At 62.9% G+C, this 23,830-nt stretch carries 22 protein-coding genes; 5 read left to right on the top strand and 17 right to left on the bottom strand.

The window, feature by feature from the left end; all coding sequences use genetic code 11:
• Positions 1 to 67: 67 nt before the first annotated feature.
• Genes CSZ94_RS04055 through CSZ94_RS04065 form a run of 3 tightly spaced genes read right to left on the bottom strand, consistent with a single transcriptional unit; the run spans position 68 to position 4,748 of the window.
• Positions 68 to 1,570 carry a SpoVR family protein gene (locus tag CSZ94_RS04055; RefSeq protein WP_258000756.1) on the bottom strand — a complete coding sequence of 501 codons (1,503 nt, stop codon included), beginning with the start codon at positions 1,568 to 1,570 and terminating at the stop codon, positions 68 to 70.
• Positions 1,567 to 2,751: a DUF444 family protein gene (locus CSZ94_RS04060; protein ID WP_102120339.1), complete on the bottom strand. Its 1,185-nt coding sequence runs from the start codon at positions 2,749 to 2,751 to the stop codon at positions 1,567 to 1,569. The genes CSZ94_RS04055 and CSZ94_RS04060 overlap by 4 nt, the downstream gene beginning before the upstream one ends.
• A 2-nt stretch (positions 2,752 to 2,753) precedes the next feature.
• Positions 2,754 to 4,748 (bottom strand): serine protein kinase, encoded by a 1,995-nt coding sequence (locus tag CSZ94_RS04065; RefSeq protein ID WP_102120412.1) that lies wholly within the window; start codon positions 4,746 to 4,748, stop codon positions 2,754 to 2,756.
• A 283-nt stretch (positions 4,749 to 5,031) separates the two neighbouring features.
• Between CSZ94_RS04065 and CSZ94_RS04070 the strand changes: the two genes are divergently transcribed.
• Positions 5,032 to 6,213, top strand: coding sequence for a S1 family peptidase (locus tag CSZ94_RS04070; RefSeq protein WP_258000757.1), 1,182 nt, complete (start codon positions 5,032 to 5,034; stop codon positions 6,211 to 6,213).
• A gap of 170 nt (positions 6,214 to 6,383) precedes the next feature.
• Entirely contained in the window at positions 6,384 to 6,719 is a 336-nt protein-coding gene (locus CSZ94_RS04075; RefSeq protein WP_102120341.1) for a hypothetical protein, read from the top strand.
• Between the two features lie 78 nt (positions 6,720 to 6,797).
• On the opposite strand, the gene CSZ94_RS04080 is transcribed toward CSZ94_RS04075, so the two are convergent.
• From CSZ94_RS04080 to CSZ94_RS28260, 5 genes are all read right to left on the bottom strand, one after another.
• A complete protein-coding gene (locus CSZ94_RS04080; RefSeq protein WP_102120342.1) occupies positions 6,798 to 8,234 on the bottom strand; it encodes a catalase in 1,437 nt (478 codons plus the stop codon).
• 362 nt (positions 8,235 to 8,596) lie between these two features.
• Complete coding sequence (locus CSZ94_RS04085; protein WP_102120343.1) at positions 8,597 to 9,289, bottom strand: tetratricopeptide repeat protein; 693 nt, start codon at positions 9,287 to 9,289, stop codon at positions 8,597 to 8,599.
• 56 nt (positions 9,290 to 9,345) lie between these two features.
• Positions 9,346 to 11,442 carry a bifunctional 2',3'-cyclic-nucleotide 2'-phosphodiesterase/3'-nucleotidase gene (locus CSZ94_RS04090; protein ID WP_102120344.1) on the bottom strand — a complete coding sequence of 699 codons (2,097 nt, stop codon included), beginning with the start codon at positions 11,440 to 11,442 and terminating at the stop codon, positions 9,346 to 9,348.
• Between the two features lie 102 nt (positions 11,443 to 11,544).
• Positions 11,545 to 11,970 (bottom strand): hypothetical protein, encoded by a 426-nt coding sequence (locus CSZ94_RS28255; RefSeq protein WP_219725960.1) that lies wholly within the window; start codon positions 11,968 to 11,970, stop codon positions 11,545 to 11,547.
• Between the two features lie 51 nt (positions 11,971 to 12,021).
• Complete coding sequence (locus tag CSZ94_RS28260; RefSeq protein ID WP_219725961.1) at positions 12,022 to 12,306, bottom strand: hypothetical protein; 285 nt, start codon at positions 12,304 to 12,306, stop codon at positions 12,022 to 12,024.
• Between the two features lie 206 nt (positions 12,307 to 12,512).
• Between CSZ94_RS28260 and CSZ94_RS04100 the strand changes: the two genes are divergently transcribed.
• From CSZ94_RS04100 to CSZ94_RS04110, 3 genes are read left to right on the top strand one after another with little or no spacing between them, the layout of a single operon-like run.
• Positions 12,513 to 13,739 (top strand): GTP-binding protein, encoded by a 1,227-nt coding sequence (locus CSZ94_RS04100; protein WP_102120345.1) that lies wholly within the window; start codon positions 12,513 to 12,515, stop codon positions 13,737 to 13,739.
• A 19-nt stretch (positions 13,740 to 13,758) separates the two neighbouring features.
• On the top strand, positions 13,759 to 14,763 hold the full coding sequence (locus CSZ94_RS04105; RefSeq protein WP_102120346.1) for a CobW family GTP-binding protein: 1,005 nt from the start codon (positions 13,759 to 13,761) through the stop codon (positions 14,761 to 14,763).
• A complete protein-coding gene (locus CSZ94_RS04110) occupies positions 14,760 to 15,551 on the top strand; it encodes a HoxN/HupN/NixA family nickel/cobalt transporter (RefSeq protein ID WP_102120347.1) in 792 nt (263 codons plus the stop codon). The genes CSZ94_RS04105 and CSZ94_RS04110 overlap by 4 nt, the downstream gene beginning before the upstream one ends.
• Positions 15,552 to 15,584: 33 nt before the next feature.
• Here CSZ94_RS04110 and CSZ94_RS04115 read toward each other — a convergent pair whose 3' ends face one another.
• From CSZ94_RS04115 to CSZ94_RS04155, 9 genes are all read right to left on the bottom strand, one after another.
• Positions 15,585 to 16,010 carry a Fur family transcriptional regulator gene (locus CSZ94_RS04115; protein ID WP_102120348.1) on the bottom strand — a complete coding sequence of 142 codons (426 nt, stop codon included), beginning with the start codon at positions 16,008 to 16,010 and terminating at the stop codon, positions 15,585 to 15,587.
• Positions 16,011 to 16,113: 103 nt separating this feature from the next.
• Complete coding sequence (locus CSZ94_RS04120; protein WP_102120349.1) at positions 16,114 to 17,454, bottom strand: alpha/beta hydrolase; 1,341 nt, start codon at positions 17,452 to 17,454, stop codon at positions 16,114 to 16,116.
• Positions 17,455 to 17,562: 108 nt separating this feature from the next.
• Positions 17,563 to 18,441 (bottom strand): peptidase, encoded by an 879-nt coding sequence (locus CSZ94_RS04125; RefSeq protein ID WP_102120350.1) that lies wholly within the window; start codon positions 18,439 to 18,441, stop codon positions 17,563 to 17,565.
• 91 nt (positions 18,442 to 18,532) lie between these two features.
• Positions 18,533 to 19,342 (bottom strand): transglutaminase family protein, encoded by an 810-nt coding sequence (locus CSZ94_RS04130; protein WP_102120351.1) that lies wholly within the window; start codon positions 19,340 to 19,342, stop codon positions 18,533 to 18,535.
• The gene (locus tag CSZ94_RS04135; RefSeq protein ID WP_102120352.1) at positions 19,342 to 20,286 is read right to left on the bottom strand and encodes an alpha-E domain-containing protein; all 945 of its coding nucleotides are present in this window, start codon (positions 20,284 to 20,286) and stop codon (positions 19,342 to 19,344) included. Before CSZ94_RS04135 ends, CSZ94_RS04130 begins: the two co-directional genes overlap by 1 nt.
• A complete protein-coding gene (locus tag CSZ94_RS04140) occupies positions 20,280 to 21,734 on the bottom strand; it encodes a circularly permuted type 2 ATP-grasp protein (protein ID WP_102120353.1) in 1,455 nt (484 codons plus the stop codon). Before CSZ94_RS04140 ends, CSZ94_RS04135 begins: the two co-directional genes overlap by 7 nt.
• 128 nt (positions 21,735 to 21,862) lie before the next feature.
• Positions 21,863 to 22,246, bottom strand: coding sequence for a sensor histidine kinase (locus CSZ94_RS27890; protein ID WP_308410534.1), 384 nt, complete (start codon positions 22,244 to 22,246; stop codon positions 21,863 to 21,865).
• Positions 22,131 to 22,865: a histidine kinase dimerization/phospho-acceptor domain-containing protein gene (locus CSZ94_RS04150; RefSeq protein ID WP_102120355.1), complete on the bottom strand. Its 735-nt coding sequence runs from the start codon at positions 22,863 to 22,865 to the stop codon at positions 22,131 to 22,133. Before CSZ94_RS04150 ends, CSZ94_RS27890 begins: the two co-directional genes overlap by 116 nt.
• Before the next feature lie 80 nt (positions 22,866 to 22,945).
• The gene (locus CSZ94_RS04155; RefSeq protein WP_146009733.1) at positions 22,946 to 23,821 is read right to left on the bottom strand and encodes a hypothetical protein; all 876 of its coding nucleotides are present in this window, start codon (positions 23,819 to 23,821) and stop codon (positions 22,946 to 22,948) included.
• Positions 23,822 to 23,830: the final 9 nt, after the last annotated feature.

Raw genomic sequence — 23,830 nt, forward strand, 5'->3', positions numbered from 1 at the left:
GCCCGCATCATATTGCCCGCAAAATATATGTCCAATACAATGCCGCACCCGCGTTCTTGCCTGCCGCCTAATGCTGCACGGGCATAGCTGTCGGTGATGGAGGTGCTGGCGGCTCGGGTACGCCGTCGGTCTTGCTGTGGAGAATATGGGGGGTGCCCCGGAAGTCGGCCGTGTGCAGGGTGACGGGACGGCGCCAGATGCGGGCGATATACGCCAGTACCTGTTCCGCCCGCTCCAGGTCGAGGCCGCGACCATCGCGCTGGTGATCGTGATGCAGCACCAGGCTACCGTCATCGTTGAGCAGGGTGACGGCGATGCACGGCGCACCATAATTGTATTTGGGCGCCAGGATGGCTTCGCGGATGGCCCGCAAGTCGCGGCTGGCCAGGCGCGTTTCGCCGTCGCGGCGGCTTTCATGCACGAACAGCCCCAGGCGGTCAGCCAGTTCCCCGTCCAGATAGTTGCGGATGAAACTGCAATCGTCGTCGTCGCGGCAAATCTGGCGCGCCCGCGCCAGTCCTTCGCGCTCGATGATGTGTTCCCACATGCAAAAGCCCAGGTGATAGGGATTGATGGCCAGCGCCTGCTGGTGCTCGCCCGCGTAAGGGCGCACCACGTCCGAATGCGACTTGATGGCGGACAGATACAGTGCCGGGGGCAAGAAGTCGGCTTCGCGCAGCAGCCGCGCATGCCAGTACGAGGCCCAGCCTTCATTCATGATCTGGCAGGCGTACAGGGGGTAGAAATAAAACGACTCTTCGCGCACAGCCAGAAAAATGTCGCGTTCCCAGTCGGCCAGCTCCGGCCCGTGGTGGGCGATGAACCACAGCAAGTCGTACTCGGCTTGTGGCGGCACGAGCGGGCGCTGTGCCAGGCACACCCTGGCCGCCTCGCACGCCGCCAGTGCGGCTGCTTCACCGGGCAAGCGCCGGTAGCGTTGTGTAAAGGGATCGTCTGCGGCGCCTTGCTTGCCCGCCACGCCGGCTGGCCCCGATGCCGCAGCATAGGGCCGACGGTGCAGCTCGGCGTGGACGTCCACATGCTGTTCCAACGCCAGTGCGGCGTCGAGCACGGCTTCCACCTGCTCCTGCCCGTGCTGTTGCAGTGCCGTTTCGAGACGCCGCGCCCTGGCCGCGCTTTGTTCCAGGATGTGCTGGCCCGCCATGGCGCCGAAACGCAGGAACAGGGCATTGCGGCTGGCAAAGTCGGCGTGGCCCAGCACATGCGCCGTGACGAGCGTGTTTTCGGCCACGGAATTGTGTTCTGCCATGTAGGCATGGCAAGGGTCACCGGGAAACATGACTTCGAAAATGTGCGAATTGCCCATCTTTTGATGCACGAACTGGTGGATGTAGCGCACGCCGAACGACCAGTGGCGCATGCGCACGGGCAAGCCATAGATGGCGATCTCGGCCATGAAGCTGTCCGGCACCAGTTCGAAGGCGACAGGGGGAAATGCCAGGCCCAGTTCCCGCGCCAACGTTTCGATGCGCGCCGCGTAGCCGTCCAGGCCCATTGTGTCTGCCTGGTCTGTCGCGTCGCCGCGCAGCTGTGCATCAGGCTGCGTCATGGCGCCTCCTGCGTGTCGGCTGCCTCGTGCTGGAAAAAGGTACGGATGGCCGCCCACACATCGTCGGTCCTGCTGAGGATGCTGCTGTGCAAGGGCAAGCCCCGCCGTTCGTGCTCGGCGCACAGGCTGTGCATTTCCGTTTCCAGGCTGCGCGGCACGCCGGGCAAGGTTTCCACATAGCCCATATAGTTGAGCAAGGCGGCCAGGTCGCCCAAGGCCAGGCTGGCCGCGCCCCGGTCTTCGCTGAAATTTTCGCCATCGGAGGCATAGAACAGGTAGGCGTTATAGCGCGCCGGCGCATAGTGCTCCCGCAGCAGCGCGCCGCTCAGGCAAAAGGCGCTGGACGCCATGGTGCCGCCCATGCCGTTGACCTGGAAGAATTCGGCTTCGGAAAACTCCCAGGCCCGCGTCGTATGGGCGATGAAGCGCGTTTCCACACGCGCATATCTGCGCCGCAAGCCCTGCAAGGCAAAGAAAAAGAAGGATTTGGCCAATTTGCGCTCGGCTTGCGCCATGCTGGCCGACACGTCCAGTACGAAAAACACCACGGCATTCGTGCTGGGCCGGGGCTGTGGCAGCACCTGGCGGTAACGCAAGTCATCATTGGTGAAGGGCACGGGCTGCGCCTGCACCGCGCGCCGCTTGATCGCTTCCTTGACGGTGCGGCGCCGGTCCAGGCGCGAACGGGCGCCATGCCGGTCCAGGCCGCTGCGTACCAGCCGCACGTCGTCGATGGCGCCCAGGTGACGCGGCTTCAGGTGCGGCAACGCGAAGGCTTCCCATAGCCAGTCGAGTATGTCGTCGATGGGAAACTCCAGCAGCAGGCGCACCGCCCCCTCGCCATCGCCGCCTGGCGCGCCGGCCTCGCCCGTGGCGGCGGGGCGCGCCGCGCGCAGCAGATCGCCGGGCTGGCCTGTACCCTGGCCTGCACCCACGCTGTTGCGCGCGGGTGCCAGGCGAAAACGCGCATGTTCGAGCAGGCGCATGGGCACGTGCACCGTGCGCTGCTGGGCGCCACCGATCAGATCAGGCGTGGCGATCAGCTCGGGCAAGTGCGCCTGCACGGCTTCGCGCACTTTCTGGTTGTGGCGCAGCCAGTCGCGCGCGCCGCGCGAGAACAAGGCGTACCAGGGCTGGGCCAGGGCAGGCGCGGGGGACTCTGGCGAGGTCGGGGCGGACATGGTTATTCCTGCGCCAGCAAGGTGGTGACGTAGTTGAGCGCTTCGCGCGCGCTATGGGCGTCATAGCCATATTCGTCGACCAGGCGCTTCTCGACGGCGGAAATCCTGGCCCGCACGTCGTCGTCGGGGCGCTTGGCCGAGCCGACCAGGCGCAGCACGTCGCGCCGCTGCTCGAACAGATATTGCTGGATAGCATCATGCAATTGCGCATGGCTGCCCAGGCCAAAGGCCTCGCCCCGCTTGAAGGCGCTCATGGCCTTGCGCACCACTTCTTGCCGGAAAGACTGCTTGCCCGAGTCGCTGATATGGATTTTTTCTTCCACGGAGCGCAGGAAGCGCTCGTCGGGACGGCGTTCTTCGCTGGTGATGGGATCGCGGAGCTGGCGGTTGTCGAGCATGGCTTCGACTTCATCGAGATATTTGCTCAGCAAGTCCTGTGCTTCTTGCTCGAAGGACACGAACAAGGCCTTGTGCACGTCGGCCTTGACCCAGCGGTTGTAGAAATCCTTGCGCGTAAGCACCAGGTAATCGACCCACTGACGCTTGCGCCGCGGTTCGATGCGCGCATCGTTTTCGATGCCATCCTTCAGGGCCAGCAGCACGTCCATGGTGGAGAGGCTGTTGCGCTGGGCGGCAATGATGGCGTGCGACAGGGCATTGATGACGAAACGGGGCGACACGCCTGACAAGCCCTCGTCGGGCGACTTGTCGCGCCCGCGCAGGCGGCGGATGTCGGCATGCTGCAAGTCGCCGACGTCTTCGTGTGCATACACGCGCAGCTTCTTAACCAGCTCGGCTTCATTGTCCTCGCCCTCGGGAAAGCGGCTGAGGATGGCGAACACAGCCGCTGCATGCAGCACGTGCGGATCGAGGTGCACGTCGCGAAAGGCGGGCGCGGCCGCCAGGATCAGCTTGCGGTAGATACGCGCTTCTTTGCGGTAATTGAGCGTATACGGCACTTGCACGATAACCATGCGGTCGAGCAGCGCCTCATTTTCGCTTTCTTGCAGGAATTTGCGAAATTCGGCCAGATTCGTGTGCGCGAGGATGGTTTCATCGAGGTAAATCAAGGGAAAACGTGACACCTTGACATTTTTTTCCTGCGTCAGCGTCAGCAGCAGGTACAGGAATTCGCGCTTGACCTTGAGGATCTCGATCATCTCCAGCATGCCGCGGCTGGCCGCATACACGGCGCCGGACCACGACCAGGCGCGCGGATCGCCTTCATCGCCGTACTGCGCCACTTTCGACAGGTCGACGGACCCCACCAGGTCGGCCAGGTCGGCCGTGGTGGGGTCGTGCGGCGCATACGTGCCGATGCCGCAGCGGCCCGCCTCGGACAGGTGGATGCGCTCGACGGGCATGCGCAGGAAGTCGCCCGCGTACTGTTCTTCCAGGCGGGCGCGGCAATGAGGACACAGTTCGCCATGCAGCTCGGCATCATAGCTGGCGCGAAAGTCGGCGCGCATGTTGTGCGGCACCAGGTGCAGCGGCGATTCGTGCACGGGGCAGCCGGCGATGCCGTACAGCGCGCCTTCGCTGCTGTGGCTGTATTGCTCCAGCCCCCGCTTGAGCAGGATTACCAGGGTCGACTTGCCGCCCGATGGCGGGCCCAGCAACAGCAACATGCGCCGGCCCACCTCGGAGCCGGCGGCGGCCGCCTTGAAGTAGGCGGCAACCCGGTCGATCGCTTCGTCGATGCCGAACAGCTCGTCGTCAAACAGGCGGCAGCGGAAGCGGCCGCTGTCATCGGTCTGGCCGTTCCCGCGCATCATGTCCCACAGGTACTGGTGCGCGCTGCGCGTCAGCAGGGCCGCGCGGCCGGGCAGGATTTGCTCGATGAAGTCGGCAAAACTGCCGCCCCAGGGGTTGATGCGGTGTTTTTCCGCCCAGGCCGCCATGCCGTGCATGAAACCGGCATGCTGGCCTGCGCCAGAGGCATCTGGGGCGCTGTGGCCTGCTTGCTCGCCCGCAGGCGCGTCGTCGTGGCGTGTCATACCAGGGCTCGTCATTTTTCCCCCATCCCTACCGTTGCTGGCCTTGCTGTTGTTGCCAACCTTGCTGCCATGGAGCAGGCCCAGTTCCAGGCTGTTGGCCCAGTATACGGCGCCGCCTCTGCCCGCACGCCTGATCTCGCTCAACCTTGACGAGGGAACTATTTTTGCCTCCTTTGGCCCTGTTGGCGCAGGGCGGCCACGCGCCTGTGCAGTTCAATCCAGATCAATACCGGCCGGCGCGGCCCGTCCACACTGGTGGTTCGCAGCCCCCCACGAGGAGAACATGATGATCGGCAACGAAAATGGTTTCAGCGCCCCGCCGGGCAGCAGCGGCAGGGGACAAAGCGCGGACGATGAAGAGGCCGTCGGCCAATTTTCCGTCCCCGGCGAAGACGACACGACGATCGAGAGCGCATCCGTCCCGGACATGCCCGACGCCCTGGGCGGCGTCAGCATGGAATTGCTGGAAATCAAGCGCAGCATCGAAGACGGCATGCGCCAGTCCATTTCCCAGGCGGGCGGCGTGCGCGCCGCCGATGCCTTCAGCGACGGCGGCAATATCCAGGGCGTGTCCATCGGCCTGGGCGAGGGTGCCAGCGACAGTTCGTCCGGCGAGCCGGGTATGCCAGCCCTGACCCTGTACGTGGCCGAACCCACTTCCGTCGACCGCGCCAAGGCCGCCATCGTGGGTGCCATGGGCGTGCGCGCCGTGGCCAGCGACAGGGTGCCTGTCAACATCGTCGTCACGGGCATGATCGACGCGCAGCCCCACCGTTTCCGCCTGCGTCCGGCGCCGGGCGGCGTCTCGGTCGGACATTTCCGCATCACGGCCGGCACCATCGCTTGCCTGGGCGTGGGACGCAGCGCACCGCGCAACAACCGCTTGATGATACTGAGCAATAATCACGTGCTGGCCAATTCCAACGGCGGCGCGTTCAACGACTGCATCGTGCAGCCGGGCCCCATCGACGGTGGCCGCTGCCCGCAAGACCAGGTGGCCGTGCTCGAGCGTTTCGTGCCCATCAATTTTAGCGGCGGCGTCAATTTTGTCGATTGCGCCACTGGTTGGGCCTGGCCAGACCGCGTGCGTCCCGAACTGGTCTACCTGAGCGGCGGCGTGCCCGCCTATTTTCGTATCAGCAACGCGCTGGTAGCGCCCGCGCTGGGCATGATGGTCGGCAAATCCGGACGCACGACGCAATTGACGCAGGGCCGCATCACGGGGCTGGGCGCCACCATCAACGTCAATTATGGGGGCGGCAGGATCGCCTTGTTCCAGGACCAGATCGCCATTACGGGCGTCAGCGGGGCATTCAGCGCGGGCGGCGACTCCGGCTCGTCCATCTGGACCTGGAACCAGCAGCGCAATCCCCTCGGCCTGCTGTTTGCCGGCGGCGGCAATATCACCTTTGCCAACCAGATGCGGCACGTGGTGGTGGCGCTCGACATCAATTTGTATACCTGAGCATTGTCACAGAAACCGGCGCGGCGGCGTGATGCTTCCTTGCACTGCGCCGCCTTTTGCACGATGATGATATGGTCAGGTGTGGCTGCCATGCATGGCCTGGCGGGCAAGAGGCGCTGCCGTGCCTCCTTGGCCCACGGGTGCCATGGGCAGCATCAGGAGGATGTGTCATGTCAAACAGTAAATTCGTACCAGCGCCATACGCCGTCTTCGAGGATGCGGCCATGCCGTATTTGCCGGATGAGGCCGGTGGCTACGCCGTGGCGGGCCTCGCGCATGTCGCACCGCCGCCTGGCCGGCTGGAAGCGGCAAAGCGGCGCAACGAGCGGGCCCTGATGGCGATCGATGGGGTCGAAGGCGTCAGCCTGGGGCAGACCGCCATCGGCGGCGAAGCCCTCGTCGTGTATCTGCGCGATGCGTCCGTCAAGCGGCGCGTGCCGTCGCAGGTCGACGGCTATCCGGTGGAAACGAGCATCACGGGCCAGATCGATATCCAGCGCTGCTAGGCACGCGGGCCGGGCGGCCAGTCCGGCTGCCGCTGAGTGCTGCGCCAAAAGGCCTGTTGCCAGGCCTTTCGGCCTGCTTTATTTGCTCAGGCGGCCGATCGCTTCGGCCACGCCTGCGCCGTAGGCTGGGTCGCACAGGGTGCAGTTGCCGATGTGGCGTTGCTTGACTTGCTGCGAGGCGCCCGAGATGGCGCGCGCCGTGTTGTCGAACAAGACTTGCTGCTGTGCTGGGGTCATCAGGCGGAACAGGGCCCGCGGCTGCGAATAGTAATCTTCGTCGACGCGGTGGTTCCAGTGGTCGGCCGCGCCTTCTATACTCAGCGGAGGTTCGCGGAAATCCGGCTGTTCGGCCCATTCCTGTTCGCTGTTCGGCTCATAGGCCAGGGTTCTGCCCTGGTTGCCGTCGACGCGCATCTGGCCGTCGCGGTGGTAGCTGTGGAACGGACATTTCGGCGCGTTGACGGGTATAAGGCTGTGGTTGACGCCGAGGCGGTAGCGCTGCGCGTCGCCATACGAAAACAAGCGGCCTTGCAACATCTTGTCTGGTGAAAAACTGATGCCGGGTACCACGTTGGCCGGATTGAAGGCTGCCTGTTCCACTTCCGCGAAATGGTTGTCGGCATTGCGGTTCAGTTCCAGCACGCCCGCCTCGATCAGCGGGTAGTCGCCGTGCGGCCACACTTTCGACAGGTCGAAGGGGTTGAGATGATACGTGCCTGCCTCTTTTTCCGGCATGATCTGCACGTACAGGGTCCAGCGGGGGAAATCCTTGTTTTCGATGCTTTCGTACAGGTCGCGGTGCGAGCTCTCGCGGTCCTTGCCCACCAGCGCCTCGGCTTCGGCATCCGTCAGGTTTTGTATCCCTTGCTGGGTTTTAAAGGTGAACTTGACCCAGAAACGCTCGTTTTGCGCATTCAGGAAGCTGAAGGTATGGCTGCCGAAGCCGTGCATGTGGCGGAAACTGCGCGGCAAGCCCCGGTCGCTCATCACAACCGTCACCTGGTGCAGCGCTTCGGGCAGCGAGGTCCAGAAATCCCAGTTGCTGTTGGCGCTGCGCACGCCCGTGCGCGGGTCGCGCTTGATCGCGTGGTTCAAATCGGGGAATTTCAGCGGGTCGCGCATGAAAAATACGGGCGTATTGTTGCCGACCAAATCCCAGTTGCCTTCTTCCGTGTAGAACTTCAGGGCAAAGCCGCGGATGTCGCGTTCCGCGTCCGCCGCACCCCGTTCGCCAGCCACCGTGGAAAAGCGCGCGAACATGGGCGTTTGCTTGCCCACGGCGCCAAAAATCTTGGCCCTGGTGTAGCGCGTGATGTCATGCGTGACGGTAAATGTGCCGTGCGCGCCGGAACCCTTGGCATGCATGCGGCGCTCGGGGATGACTTCGCGGTCGAAGTGGGCCAGCTTTTCCAGGAACCACACATCTTGCAAGAGGGCAGGGCCGCGGGGGCCGGCCGTCTGAATGTTCTGATTGTCGACAACAGGCGCGCCAAAGGCGGTGGTCAGCTTTTTCATTGGACTCTTTCTTTATAGGGAGGTCGACGGACGAGCCAGGGCCTACCCAAACACTGGCTGGGCTGAGCTTACGACATGCTCACCGAGGCTGGTCCAGAGTAACAAATTTCTAAAAAGCAAATACAGTGTGCCATTTCGGGGCCGGCAACAGCCCTGCCGCTTCCGCGGAAGCAGCCAGTCCATCATAGCCCCTCGGCAAAGTCCCGTCCAACACGATTGACCTGGCACAAGGCATAGCGGTATGTTCCGGCCTGCTAGCGATATGTGGCCCAGTTCACCCGCAGCCATCGATGTCCGTGCCAGGCAAGCGTTTGCCTCCAGCATGCATTCCATTCAGCAATATGGCGTAGCCTTGATCTGGCTTAAAACTTGTTCCAGTTATTATGCCGGTGTTCCGTCGCTTCCTTCATCAGGTGCCCCGCGCGCAGGGCGTCATCGGCTTGCACCGTCATGGCCAGCTCCTGGATGGCGGGCGGGTATTCGTGGTGGGCCGCTTCTTCCAGCAATGCATGGGCCTTGACCAGGTCGCGCGGCACGCCGCGGCCTTCGCGGTAGGCGTTGTATAGAAGGAACATGGCGTGTGGATTGCCCAGTTCGCTCGATTTTTCCAGCCAGCGCGCGGCTATCGCGGGATCTTGCGGCACGCCTTCGCCGTTGGCCGCCAGCAAGCCCAGCATCAAGGCCGCCTTCGCATGGCCTTGCTGCGCCGCCTGGCGGTACCACAGCCAGGCTTGCCCGGGCGTGGCCGCGCGCAGCATTTGCCCCAGCTCGAATGCCGCCTCCGTGTCGCCGGCGCGGGCCGCTTGTTCGAATAGACTCAGCGCATCGGCGCGGCGTTCCGGACGGGGCTGGTAAATCAGCGCCAGTTCGCGCTCGGCTACCGGCATGTCCTTGCTGGCCCAGCTGCGCACACGGCGCTCGGCCAAGTGGTCGCCCGCCTGGCGCGCCTGCATGGCGACGGCTTCGATTTCGGCCGCCGTGGGCGGTGGCGACGCCTGGCAGGCGGCCAGGACGGCGGCCAGCACCACGGTGGGCAGGGAGAGTGCGTGTTTCATCGGGATCACCTTTCATCAAAACAGGCCGGAACCACCGCAGTCCCGGCCCATGCACCTTATTTGCTCAGGTCGATGCGGTATTTGGCGAAACCGCTGGCGTCGAGTCCGCCTTCAGCCGCCACATTGGCGATGCCGCTGCTTTGCGCCAGCGCCAGATGGCCCGGCGCCGAGCGCAGGATCACGGGACCGGCCGTGGCCGTCTTGACGAAGCTCCAGCTGCGCGCGCTGCCATTGTTGGCCAGGGTCACCTTGCCGCCCTTGGTGCTGAGCGACGCCAGGTAGTTGCTGACCACGGCCTGGTTCGCATCGGGCGACTTGATGATGGTCTTGCTGCCATCGATGCCAGGCACGGCGCCGCCGCCACCGGCGCGGTAGTCGTTGGTGGCAACGATGAAATCATCGCCATCGGCCACGGGTGCACCCTGGTACGTGAGGTTGACGATGCGGCTGCCCGGCTTTTTCGTCACGTCGATCTGGTACGTGAGCGTATTGTTTTCCGCATAGAACACGTCGTAGTTGTAAATCGTGCCATACGACGGCACCAGGTCTTGCTCAGCCGTACTGACTGGGTCGATCTGGCCAAATTGCTTGGCCGACGTTTCCAGCCAGGCCTTCAAGTCCGCTCCCTTGATTTTGACGGCTTGCAGGTTGTTATTGCTATACAAATACAAGTCGCCCGGATTGCGTACCTGCAAGCCGATTGGCGCGGCCGGCGTCGCGCCCGCGGCCACGTCCGTGAAGTCCGATGGTCCGTTGCGGCCCGCCTTGAACGGTGCGCTGCACGAGATGACGGGGATGTTCTTGTAGCTGGACAGGGTGGCATCCGTGCTGGTGGCGATGAAGTTCTTCACATAATCGAGCTGCGCCTGGTTCACCAGCTCGATAGCGCTGACGTCGCCCACCAGCGCAAAGTAGGCCGACATTTCGAAATCCGTGCTGATGCCCAGTGGCTGCTTGGCGTAGGCGATGGTGGCCGCGTGCTCGGTGGCCACCAGCGGCGCGATGGCCGGGTCGGCTTTCACCAGGGTCTTGCCATCGGTGTACTTGAAGCCGCGCGATTCCACCGTCGTCTTGGCCGGCTGCACCACCCATCGTCCGCCCTGATACACCATCGTCAGCTTGATGATGCCCAGGCGGCGGCCCCAGCTTTGCGCCATGACGGTCGGCACGCCGTTGACGAAGCCATTTTCGGCGTCGATCTTCGCGCCGGCCGGGAAGGCGGCAAACGAGGCGTCCACCGCGGCCGCGCCGTCTTCCTTGCCTTTCGGGAAAATCAAGTGCGAGTGGCCGATCATCAGCGCATCGATGCCCGTGCTGGTCAGGTGATAACTGCCGTTTTCCATCTTCGGGCTATAGGCGCTGGTGTCCAGGCCGCCATGCGACAGGGCCACGACGAGGTCGGCGCCCTTGTTGCGCAATTCCGGCACATATTGCTTGGCCGCTTCCTGCACGCCCGTCACGCTGACCTTGCCGGCGAGCACTTTCTGATCCCATTCGAGGATTTGTGGCGGCACAAAGCTCAGTACGCCCACATTGATCTTCACGTTCAGCTTGCTGCCGTCTGGCTTCACGGCCGTGAAATCGCGGGGCAGCAGGGTGTAGGGCTGGAAGATGGGCTTGCCGCTGGCCACGCCGACGACGTTGCTCAGCACGGAAGGGAAGGCGGGCGCGCCGCAGCTACCCGTCGGCTTGGCGACGCCAGGTATGCCGAAATCCGTGTTGGTGATCTGGCTCAGGTAAGCCAATCCATAGTTGAATTCGTGGTTGCCCATGCCGCCCGCATCGTATTTCAGCGCGTTCATGGCCTTGTGCACGGCCAAGGTGCCGGAGCAGGGCACGGGCGCAGCCACGGCCTGCAGGTCGGCGAGTAAAGTGCCCTGGATGACGTCGCCATCGTCGAGCAGCACATTGTTCGGATTTTCCGCGCGCGCAGCCTGGATCAGTGTGGAGGTGCGCTCCAGGCCCAGGCTGGTGTCTTCGGCCAGCGCGTAATAGTTGTAGCTCAGGACATTCGAGTGGATATCGGTGGTTTCCAGCAGCGCCACGCTGACCGTCGTGCCTTCTGGAATGACCTGCGCCGTCGTCGCGCCGCCGTTGCAGCCGACCAAGCCCACACTTGCCAGCGCCGCCAGCATGACCCAATTTGTTTTCATTACCGCCCTCGGAAAGATTCAAAGGACGCGACTGTAACGCGGGGATATGACGCCACCATGACAGCGTATCAATGCGCCGGCAGCTGTTTCAGCACTGCATTGCTAAAGTATGGCTCGTCTTCTACCCAGAAAATATAGTCCAGGCCCAGGTAATTGCGGGAAAAATCGAGCAAATCTTTCACCGAATTTTTCTTCCCGGTACGCGGATTGATCTGGCGCAGGTTGCCACTTGATGGTATCCACATAGTGCTGCGGCTTGAAATCGTCGGGGAAAATCGTATTTCCCTTGCTATCTTCGACGCCGATCTCGATCGAGCTTTCGCTGAAATTGATGCCCTCGATCTTCCCTTCAAATTCCTTGCCTGGCGCCCGGATCAAGCGTTGATAACGTTCGCGCACCGGCGCTTCCCACATTTTTGCCGACCAGCCGTATTCATCATCCGTCACCGGCTTGCGCGGGTCGCGTTCTGGCGCGGACAGCATGCTTTGCTTGAGGATGCCGCCCTGATACAGGGGATCAGTGCGCAAGTAGTCCGGCACATTATGGCGTGGCGTGAAGGATTTTTCCTGCAGTTGTATTCACAGTTTTTTTCCGATTGTATTCAGATAGCGCAAGTCGTGCCGAATCGCCGAAAAATCATGGCGGTCCTGTTCCGGCTCCAGGCTGCGCCAGGTGTAGACGATTTGCGCGCCGCTGAAGCGGGGATCGTTTAACGCCTTATCCGAGCGGATGTTTTCCCCCTCCGGCGCGCGGTGATTAAAGTAAATAGAGTGCTTGATCGGGGGTTTTATGTCTGCGGCAATGGCGCTGCCGGTCATCAAAATGTGTGCTGCAAGAAGCATGGTATAGCTGCGTAAGATCATCGATTCCTTGGTGCTGTGAGAGTTGGGCTTTTCCGCGGCCAGGCGCTTGCTCCGATAGCATGGCCGCCGAAGTGCCACTGTAGTACGTTGAAGATGGTGCCAAATGAATGCCGCACAAATGAAATCGACTTGCATTATAATTCGCAAATGCAATCGACTTGCCTATACATCGACCATTCCGAACTCACCAAGCCCAAGGATTAACCATGCCACAGAGCAAACTCCCCGTCACCGTCTTGTCCGGCTTTCTCGGCGCCGGCAAGACCACCTTGCTCAACCACATACTGCGCAACCGCGAAGGCAAGCGCGTGGCCGTCATCGTCAACGATATGAGCGAAGTCAATATCGATGCCTCGCTGGTCAAGGATAGCGCCGAGGCGGCTGGCGCGGCCCTGTCGCGCACGGAAGAAAAACTGGTGGAAATGTCCAACGGCTGCATCTGCTGCACCTTGCGCGACGATTTGCTGCTGGAAGTGCGGCGCCTGGCCGCGGAAGACCGCTTCGATTATTTGCTGATCGAATCGACGGGCGTGGGCGAGCCGATGCCCGTGGCCGCCACCTTCGACTTCGAGGATGAGCACGGCGCCAGCCTGAACGATGTGGCGCGCATCGACTGCATGGTCACCGTGGTCGACTGCGCCAACCTGCTGACGGACTTTCACAGCGAAGACAGCCTGGAGCAGCGCGGCGAGATTGCAGGCGAGGGCGATGACCGGCAACTGGCCAACTTGCTCACGGAGCAGATCGAGTTTGCCAATGTTATCGTCCTCAACAAGGTTGATATGGTCGATGCGGCCGAGCGCCTGCGCGTGCTGGCCGTTTTAAAAGCCCTCAATCCCGGCGCGCGCATCATCGAAACCAACCAGTCCGTCGTGCCGCTCGATGCCATTCTCGGCACGAACTTGTTCGACCTGGAACAGGCGGCCAGCATGCCGGGCTGGGCACAGGAGCTGGCCGGCGTGCACACGCCGGAAACGCAAACGTATGGCATCGCCAGCTTCGTCTACCGGTCCAAAGAACCATTCCATGCGCAGCGCTTGCACGCCTATATTGCACAGCCGATAGCGGACGTGGTGCGCAGCAAGGGCTATTTCTGGCTGGCCAGCCGACCAGAATGGGTGGCCAGCCTGTCCGGCGCGGGCAAGCTGATGAATATCGAGCCCGTGGGCCTGTGGTGGGCGTCCGTGCCCAGGGAGCGCTGGCCTACGGATGCGGCTTCCCTGGCGGAAATGAAAGCGGGCTGGAGTGAAACGTACGGCGACCGCTACCAGGAGCTCGTCTTCATCGGCCAGGACATGGACCAGGCCGCCATCGAGGCGGATTTGAAAAAATGTCAACTCAACTATACGGAAACGCGCCAGGGCATGGCTGCCTGGCGCACGCTGCCCGACCCGTTTCCCCAGTGGCAGCGCATGGAAGAACTCGAAGATTAACCTTGAACAGGAACACACTATGACAGAACTCATCCCCGTCACCATCATCACGGGTTTTCTCGGCAGCGGGAAGACCACCTTGCTCAAACGCATATTGCAGGGCGATCACGGCGTGCGCATCGCCGTGATTGAAAATGAATTCGCCGCTGAAAGCATCGACCATGGCTTGCTGGTGCAGGACAGCGACGAGCAGATCGTGGAAATGAACAATGGCTGCATCTGCTGCAGCGTGCGCGGCGACTTGATCCGCATCCTCGGTGAATTGCAGGCCAAGCGCGCAGCCGGGAGCATCGCCTTCGACCACGTGATCATCGAAACGACGGGCCTGGCCGCGCCTGGCCCCGTGGCGCAAACCTTCTTTGCGGAGCCCTCAATCAGCGAGTTTTACCTGCTGGACGCCATCCTGACGATGGTCGATGCGCGCCATGCGCAGCAGCAACTGACCGAGCACCGGGAAGCGCAGGAGCAGGTGGGCTTTGCCGACCGCATCCTGCTGTCGAAGACGGACCTGGTCAGCAAGGACGAGCTGGCCGCGCTGCGCCAGCGGCTGGTCGCCATCAATGGCCGCGCCAGCCTGCAGAAAGTGCGCTTTGGCAACGTGCCTCTGCGCGATATCCTGAACATCCGCGGTTTCAATGTGAACGCCATCATCGAGCTGGAGCCGGATTTCCTGGGAGAACTGGGCCACCGCCATGGCGACGGCGTGCAATCGTTCGTGTACCACCAGTCCCAGCCCCTCGATTTGCTGCAGGTGGAAAACTTTCTCGATGCCGTGGTGCAGCTGTTCGGCACCCAGCTGATGCGCTACAAGGGCATCCTGCACGTCGCCGACTTGCCATGCCGCGCCGTCTTCCAGGGCGTGCACATGTTGATGGGCTCGGAACTCGGCGCGCCGTGGCGCGACGGCGAGACGCGCGCCAGCAAGATCATCTTCATCGGCCGCGACTTGCCGCAGGATATGCTAACGCGGGGGCTGGACCGTTGCGTGACCAAGGTGGACAGTCCGGCCGAGGTGGCCGCATGAGCGCGGACGCGGGCTTGCCCGCCCTGGCGCTGATTTTTCTGCTCGGCATGCGGCATGGGCTGGAACCGGACCACCTGGCCGCCGTCGATGGCCTGACCCTGCGCAGCCAGCTGGCATCGCCGCGCTGGACGCCGTGGATGGGCGCGCTGTTTGCGCTGGGGCATGGCCTCTGCGTGCTGGCCATCGTGGCCGTGGCGGCGCTGGCAGCGCGGCAATTGTCTCCCTCGGAAAACGTGTTTGACTGGCTGGAGTGGCTGCCCATCGCCTTGCTGCTGCTCATCGCCGGCCTGAATGCGCGCAGCGTGCTGGCTGGCGCGCAACTGGCCGAGGTGCGCGGGCGGCTGCTGCCAGGCTGGCTGCGGGGCGTGTCCGGGCCGCTGGGCGCCATCCTCGTCGGCATTCTGTTCGCGCTGGTCTTCGACACGGCCCTGCAGGCGGCCGCCTGGGGTTATGCGGCCGTCGCGCTGGGCGGCATGCAGCCGGCCTTGCTCACGGGCCTAGTGTTTGCCGTGGGCATGGGCGTGACGGATACCTTCGATGGCTGGGTCACGGCAAAGGTCATGCGCACCGGCAAGATGGATATCGTGCGCGCCTTCCGGCGCCGCCTGGGCTGGCCCATCGTCGCCATCTGCGTGGCCATGGCTGGCTATATGGCTGCCGGCAAGCTGGACCCAGCGTGGTCGCTGCCGGAAAGCTGGGTGGTGGCGCTGGGTGGGGCCATGCTGCTGCTGATGGCGGCCCTGTACGGCTGGACCCTGCATGGCTTGCGCACGGCAAGGGTGCACTAAGGGGGCCGGGCGGCTAGTCTACGCCTCAGCGGGTTATTTGCAGCGCGGGCACAGGCCCTTGATCAAATAATCGACTTCGCCGCCGCTGAAACCTTCCGGCAAGAGCACAGGCGGGGGCAGCTTGACTTCATTGAAGCAGGTGACGTTGGCGCACTTGGTGCACTGGAAATGCGCGTGTTCGTGCGCCTGGTGGCCGGCGCCGGCGCTGAAGCGCCATACCTGGTCCACGCCCGCGATGCGGTGCACCAGTTCATTTTCCGTCAGCCATTCCAGCACCCGGTACAGGGTGACGGAATCGATGTCGCTGTCCTGCGACAGCGATTGCTGGATTTCATGGTGGGTCAGCGAACGGCTTTGCAGCATTAAAAAGTCGAGCACCTTCACGCGCGTCTTGGTGACGCGGGCGTTGGTGTTGCGGATCAGCGATTCGGCTTGCGGTGTAGAAGATGATGTCAACATGATAGGCCTGCTTGCGGGGGATCGGCTGGCGGCGTCATCGCCGTGCCCGTTGCCACCCTCTGGGCCGTATCTTAGCATGCGTGCCGCAGCGGATGGAACGGCGTCATGGTTTGAATGTCCAATAGCGGCCGGCGAGCGTATCGACGGGGTCGAGAAAGCGCTGGTCGGCGCGCGCCTGCTTGCGTATCAGATAAAACATGTCGGACAGGGCCGAGCGCTTTTCCGCAAAATAACTATGTTTCATGAAGCTCGTGTCCACCCCGGTGGCGTCGATGGTTTCCACGCCCGCCACGATCAGCATGCCGGCGCCGCTGTCGCCCGCGCGCGGGTAGCCGTGCACGGCTTTCGAGGCGGCCAGGGCCAGGTCTTGCGACGAGGCATACAAAGTGACGGGATTGCGCGCGCCAGCCAGTTGCGGCGCGATATCGTGCTTGAAGATGGCCGCGTCGATGTCGGGCGCGGCCAGGATGAGCTCCGTGATCTTTTGCGCCAGTTGCGGCTGCGTGGCCAGCACGTCGGCCACGGCGCGCGCCAGTCCGCGGCTGCCCATGCTGTGGCCCACCAGATACACTTGCGCCGCCTCGGTGCTGGCGAGAAAGTCGGCCAGGAAGGCCGTGATATGGGGCGTGCTCCACTCGATATTGTTTTCATCGATGGTGTAGCCTGCCAGGTCGCCCCGCGATGGCCAACTGTAGAAGACGGGCGCGCCGTCAAAGCCCAGGTCGTAGGCCATCTGTCCCGTGCGCCGCGCCGCATCCTCGAAACTCACGTTATAGCCATGCACGAAGACAAAGGCGCTCTTGGCGGCCGAGGCGCGGATTTGCGTTGTTAATGCTGCAAAGAAGTTGTCGCGGTCCTGCACCTCGGCGGATAACAGCACCACGTGCTTGGCCGGGTCGTCGCGAAATTCCAGGCGCCACAGCGACGGCGATTCCAGCTGGCCCATGCGGTGGTCGCGGGGGATGCTGATGTCGCAACTGCCATAGCTGAGCGGACCGTTGCCGCCCATGATGTTGCGTTCGCCGCTGAAGCGCTGCGCCGGCGGCTTGCCCACGTCGCGCTGGCGATCCGTGGCGAAATACACTTTTACCACCGCATAGTTCGAGACGACGGCGCTCTTGTCGGCCGGAGAGGGCGCGGCTAGTACCTCGGGGAGCTGGGGGAAGGGCCGCTGCAGCGCATTGAGCAAGCCTTGCGCGGCAAACAGGGTTTCCATGTCGTCCGGCACCTTTGCCGTGGCCAGGGCGGCCGACAGCGCCAGTTGCAGCTGCGGATGGTCAGGCGCCGCTTCCAGCGCGGCGATGGCGGCCAGGATGGCGGCGGCACTGTCGAACTTGGCGATGGCCAGCTTGAGCCGTTGATAGTGGCTGGCGACGACCTCGGACGCATGGCCGGGTGCGCCATGCCCGATGGCCGCCACGACGGCGGAAGTGATCAAGTCCATGCGCCACCTGCCTTTCAAGTCAATCTGGATTGAATGTCAACCCATCTTGCCATAAAAGCACGCGCAAAGCGACTTGTCCAGCAGCGCGCGCAGGCGGCGCGCGGCAGATCAATGCTGCTTGTCGTCGCCGGACTGTTGCGCCAGCGATTGCAGGGGCGCTACCGTCAGGCCGCCACGGCTCACGTGGTCGGGGATGGCCACGCGCACGGGCTTGCTGTGCATGTTGGCCGACGACAATACGTTCGTGGTGGTTTCCGGCGCCGCATTCCACACGGGATCGACGATGCCTTCGAACACATGTTTCAATTGCTCGCCCCAGGTATCGCGGATCATACGGAAATACTGGTTCTTTTCATCGATGGTGACGAAGCGCGTGACGGCCAGGCTGCCCGTCTCGTAGACGAGCAGATCGAGGGGCAAGCCGACGGAAATGTTCGAGCGCAGGGTCGAATCCATGGAAATGAGCGCGCACTTGGCCGCCTCGTCCAGGCGCGTGCCCGGGTTGATGACACGGTCGATGATGGGCTTGCCATATTTCGCTTCGCCGATCTGGAAATACGTGTTTTCATCGTGCGATTCGATGAAATTGCCGGCCGAATACACCTGGAACAACCGGCAGCGCTCGGCGCCTATCTGGCCGCCCAAAATGATGCTGACATTGAAATCGATGCCGCAGTCTGCCAACGCCTTCGCTACGCGCAGGTACACGGTGCGCACGGCGTCGCCCACGATGCGCGCCGCGTCGTACATGCTGGCCACGTTCCAGATGCTGCGCCCGTCCGCATCCACGTGTTCGGAGACGATCTGGCGTATCGCTTGCGAGATCGACAAATTGCCGGCCGTCATCAGGACCAGCATGCGGTCGCCCGGGTTCTCGAACACGCTCATCTTGCGGAAGGTGCCCACCTGGTCCACGCCGGCGTTGGTGCGGGAGTCGGACAGGAAGACCAGGCCTTCGTTGAGGCGCATGCCTATGCAATAAGTCATCGTCGTAAATCAAGTCAAAAGGGGAAGCATTCTACACCAGCCGGGCCCTGCCACCTGCTGGCAAGGCCCGGCCAGCCTCATTCCTGCCCGGTTACACGGGCACGATCTGCACATCGACTCTCAGGGTTTCCGTGCCGCCACCCTGCCGCACGCCCCGCACGGGCGCCGCCGAATCGTAGTCGCGCCCGATGGCCAGGCGGCAATACGCATCCGTCATCAGGCGCGCATGCGTGACATCGATGCTGACCCAGCCCGCGAAATCCGTGTCTTCCGTCCAGGCGTCGACCCAGGCATGGCTGGCCGCATGGCCCGTCGTGCCCGGATCGATATAGCCGGACACATAGCGGGCGGGGATGCCCCAGGCGTGGCAGCAAGCCAAAAACAGATGGGCGTGGTCCTGGCATACGCCGCGCCCCAGCGCCAGGGCGTCGCCGGCTGTGGTGGTGACCATGGTGGCGCCGCTTTCATACGCCACCATGCCCACGATGTGCTCGGCCAGGCGCAGCAAATGTCCCGTTCCCGCCGTCACGCGCCGGTCTGGCAGGCTGGCGGCCGCCAATTCCAGGATGGCGGGGTTGGCCTGCGTCAGGGCTGTCGGCATGGTAAACAACAGCGGCGACAAGGTATCGATCAGGTTCAGGCGTCCCTTGTGCGGGTAAATGGTTTCCACCACGCCCTGCGCCACCAGACTCAGCGACTGATGGCTGCCGCTGATGGTCAGCATGTGCGATAGATTGCCGTAGGCATCCGTGTAGGCGTGGCACCGGCCCGGCGTGGTGATTTGCCAGGACAGGGCCCGCTGCTGCGGCTCGATACGCGGCGTCAGGTGCAACTGCTGGATGGTGTAGGCCAGCGGCGCACTGTAGGCGTAATGGGTTTCGTGGCGGATGGTAAGCTGCATCAGGCCGCCAAGGGGACGAGGAAATCGCGGCTGACCCGGTTGCCCAGGTCATAGATGTTTTCCAGAAACTCCGTCAGGGTCAGGTGCAAGCCCGCCTTCATGATGTCGTCGATATGGCCGAATTTCAGCTGGGCGTGCAGCTTGCCCGCAAACCTTTCTGTATCGGCGGAAACATCGTTGCGGATATGCTTGAGGTTTTCCACCACGTCATCCATGCAGGCAAGTAATGACCTGGGCATGTCGCCGCGCAGCATCAGCAATTGCGCCACCCGCGCCGGCGTGATGACGTCGCGGTAGACCTTGCGGTAGATTTCAAAGCCGGAAACGGAGCGCAGCAGGGCCGCCCAGTAGTAAAAGTCGCGCTGTGTACTATCTTTCGAGGTGTCGCGCGCGCCGTGGAACTTCACGTCGAGGATGCGCGCCGTGTTGTCGGCCCGCTCCAAAAAGGTACCGAGGCGGATGAAATGGATGGCTTCATCCTTGAGCATGGTGCCCAAAGTGACGCCGCGCGACAGATGCGAGCGGTACTTGACCCATTCGAAGAACTGGCTGGGGTCCGTTTCCAGCAGATTGCTTTTCAAACGCTTCTGCATGTCGAGCCAGGTGGCGTTCTGGATTTCCCACACTTCGGTCGTCAACGTCCCCCGAACGGCGCGGGCGTTTTCGCGCGCGCCCGTCAGGCAGGCGAGGATGGAAGACGGGTTGTTCGGGTCGCGCACCATGAAGTCGAGCACGTCGCGCGTGTGGAAGCGGCCATATTGTTGGTCATACGCGCTTTGCAGCTCGGAAATGCCCAGGGTGGCGCGCCAACCCTGTTCCGCATCCTGCTCGGACTGCGGCAGCATAGCCGTTTGCATGTTGACGTCGAGCATGCGCGCCGTGTTTTCCGCCCGCTCCGTGTAGCGGGCCATCCAGAACAAATGATCGGCAGTGCGGCTCAGCATGTTTTCTCTCCCGCAAAAGCGGCTGTGGCTTCCAATACCCAGGTATCCTTGGTGCCCCCTCCTTGCGAGGAATTGACCACCAGCGAACCTTCGCCCAGCGCCACGCGGGTCAGGCCGCCTGGCACCATGGAAATCGTCTTGCCGGACAGCACGAATGGACGCAAATCGATGTGGCGCGGCGCAATGCCGGCATCCACATAGGTGGGGCAGGCGGACAGGGCGAGTGTCGGCTGGGCAATGTAGCCGCCCGGATTGGCCAGCAGGCGCTGGCGGAAATCCTCGATCTGCGCCAGGCTGGACGCCGGCCCCACCAGCATGCCATAGCCGCCCGCGCCATGCACTTCCTTGACCACCAGCTTGGCCAAATTGGCCAGCACATAGGACAGGTCGGCGCTCTTGCGGCACTGGTAGGTAGGTACGTTGTTGAGTATCGGTTCCTGCGACAGGTAAAACTTGATCATGTCGGGCACGAAGGGGTAGATGGACTTGTCGTCGGCCACGCCCGTGCCGATGGCGTTCGCCAAAGTCACCCGGCCCGCCCGGTACACGGACAGCAAGCCCGGCACGCCCAGCGAGGAATCGGAACGGAAGGCCAGCGGGTCGAGGAAATCATCGTCGACCCTGCGGTAGATGACGTCCACGCGCTTGGGTCCCCGCGTGGTGCGCATGTAGACGGCATTGTCGTTGACAAACAAATCCTTGCCTTCGACCAGTTCCACGCCCATTTGCTGGGCTAAAAAGGCGTGCTCGAAGTAGGCGGAGTTGTACATGCCCGGCGTCATGACGACGACCGTGGGGTCATCCACGCCCATGGGAGCGACGGAGCGCAGGTTGTCGAGCAGCATGTCCGGGTAATGGTCGACGGGGGCGATGCGGTTGCGGGCGAACAGTTCCGGGAACAGCCGCATCATCATCTTGCGGTCTTCCAGCATGTAGGACACGCCTGAGGGCACCCTTAAATTGTCTTCCAGCACATAGAATTCACCCTGGCCCGCGCGCACGATATCGACGCCGGCGATGTGCGCGTAAATGTCGGAGGCGACGGCAATACCCTGCATTTCCGGGCGATATTGGGCATTCTTGTAGATTTGCTCGGCAGGAATGATGCCCGCCTTGATGATGTTTTTCCCATGATAGATGTCATGGATGAACATGTTCAAGGCTTGCACGCGCTGCACCAGGCCCGTCTGCATCTGCGCCCATTCGGCGGCGGGAATGATGCGCGGGATGGTGTCGAACGGTATCAACCGTTCCGTGCCGGCATCGTCGCCATACACGGCGAAGGTGATGCCGACGCGGCGAAACGTCAGGTCGGCTTCGGCCAGCTTGCGGGCGATGGTCTCGGGGGATTGCTGCGCCAGCCAGTTGTCAAATTCACGATAGTGTTCACGTACCTTGCTGTCCGACCCCACGTCATCCGCAGTCATTTCATTGAAAAAATTTGCCATGTTGTGATTTCCCTTGAGCCGTGTCTATGTAGAGCTCAGCAGGAAGCGTGCCAACAGCGGGGCCGCGAACAGGTGTAAATATGACCACTTTTGTGGCGTCGCACCGTTCTTCGCACCGATTTGGTGCGCTAGTTGTCACTCTTGGGGACGTCGGCGGGCTGGACGAAGGGACGGCAATCGACGGGCACGTCGAAGATGAAGCTGGTGCCCGTCTCTGGAGCGTTGTCGACGGCGATGCTGCCGCCGTGGCTTTCGGCCACGTTTTGCACGAAAGGCAGGCCGATGCCCCAACCTGGCGCGGGGTTGTCGTTCTCGCGGCGCAGGTAGTCGAAGATGCATTCGGCCTGTTCCGGCGCGATGGCGCTGCCGCCATTGTGGACGGTGACGATCAGGCGTTCAAGGACCGCTTCCACGTGCACACTGACGGGGGCGTCGTTGCCGTACTTGAGGGCATTGCTCAGCAGGTTTTCCAGCGCGCGGCGCAGCGAGTTCTCGCACCACCAACCGGTGATGGATTGCCCGCTGAGCTGGCATTTGTCGGGCCGTTGCAGGTTGACCTGGCTGGCCCCGGTGGTAGCTGAGACTATCGCGCAATTCTTCGATCATGCTGTCGAGCCGCTTGCTGTGCTCGGCAATCTTGTGCGCCAGCAATACCACCCGTTCCGGGTCCGCTGGCCTGAGCAGCAACTGTGCACTGGTGCTGATGACGGCCAGGGGATTGCGCATGTCGTGCGACAGGCCGGCCGCGATGCGGCGCCGGAAGCCTTGGTGCATGCTGGTAAATTCGCGTATCGATTCGGGGATGCCCATATCGATCGATGCGTTGAGCACCTGCCTATCCTTGCCGCGCAGGGTGATGCCGGACTCCTGCGCGACGGCGGCAAAGCAGTCGCGCAAGATCTGGTATTCCTGGATCACCTGTTCCGGTCCGTAATTGGTCATGCGTGCCCGTTCATTGCCATGCACGGCAGGCACGTTGCTGTTGCTGGCGGCGTTTTCGCGTGGGTGGCCCGGGGTCAGGGCTTCGGCCAGGTTATCGAAAAAGGCGGGCAAGGTATTGGTGAGTATGGGCGTGAGCCACTGATCCGCGCCGCGCACGCTGCAGTGGATGGCGCGCGCCTGCCTGATCATCCGTGGCAATATTCACCTGAACTCCCTGACAGGGCTATTCTCTTAATAGTATGCGCCGAATCCGCCGGCAGGGAAACGCCTTATTGTCGAGTATCGGCCTGCCCCAGGGCCGAATGCAGGCGGGAAAGCGAGGCTGACCACTCGGCCAGGGAAAAGTTCTGTGGATCATCATGACCGTTCGCAAAACCCGTATCGAGCACGGCGTGGAAGGCAGGGATCAGCCACTTGCCCTTGCGCACGCTGGCGGCGATGTACAGCAGGGCCAGCCGGTCGTATTGCGCGGGCGTAAAGCCCGGATCGGGCGCCAGGCCGTCGTTGCCCTTGCCGCCGCCAGGTACGGAATTGCGCGGCTGCACCAGCTCCACGTGCAGGAACAGGCCCGTCAGTGAAGGCTTGTCCTTTTCCAGTTTGCTGGCGTAGCCGGGCCTGCCAAAGTCGCGCACCGCCAGCGAGCCCCCCAGGCGGTTCACATACACATGGCCTTTCGGACCGCCGCCCAGCGCCGGATTGCGCAAGCTGAAGTCGTTGAAGTCCCAGTCGGCATCGTTGATGTGGGCAGGAATGGATTCCGCCAGGAAATTCGGGTAACTGGTGTCGTGGATGACAAAGTAGCGCGCCATGGGCGCCACCAGCCGGCCCACGGCGCGCGACAGCGGTGCGTCGACGGCGCCACCCACGTCCTTTTCATCGATACCGTGCGCGGCCAGGTAAGTGCGCAACCGGGCCGCTTCCAGCGTGATTTTCTTGCCGACATGGCTATCGAGAAACTCCGGCAGCGGCGCGCTGGCGCCCAGCCGCGCATATAGCTTGACGGGGCGCAACAAACACGTGGCTTGCGCCCGCGCATCGCCCTTGAAACCGCTTTTCCAGGCGGCATATGGGCATGCAGCTTGCTTTTGGGCAGCAGCGGGCAGGGATAGGCACAGCAAGAGCAACAGGGCAGGGAGTCGTTTCATGCGGGCATT

Origin of the sequence: Janthinobacterium sp. ROICE36, assembly GCF_002869965.1 — a bacterium.
In the GTDB taxonomy this organism is placed as follows: Bacteria; Pseudomonadota; Gammaproteobacteria; order Burkholderiales; family Burkholderiaceae_D; genus Janthinobacterium.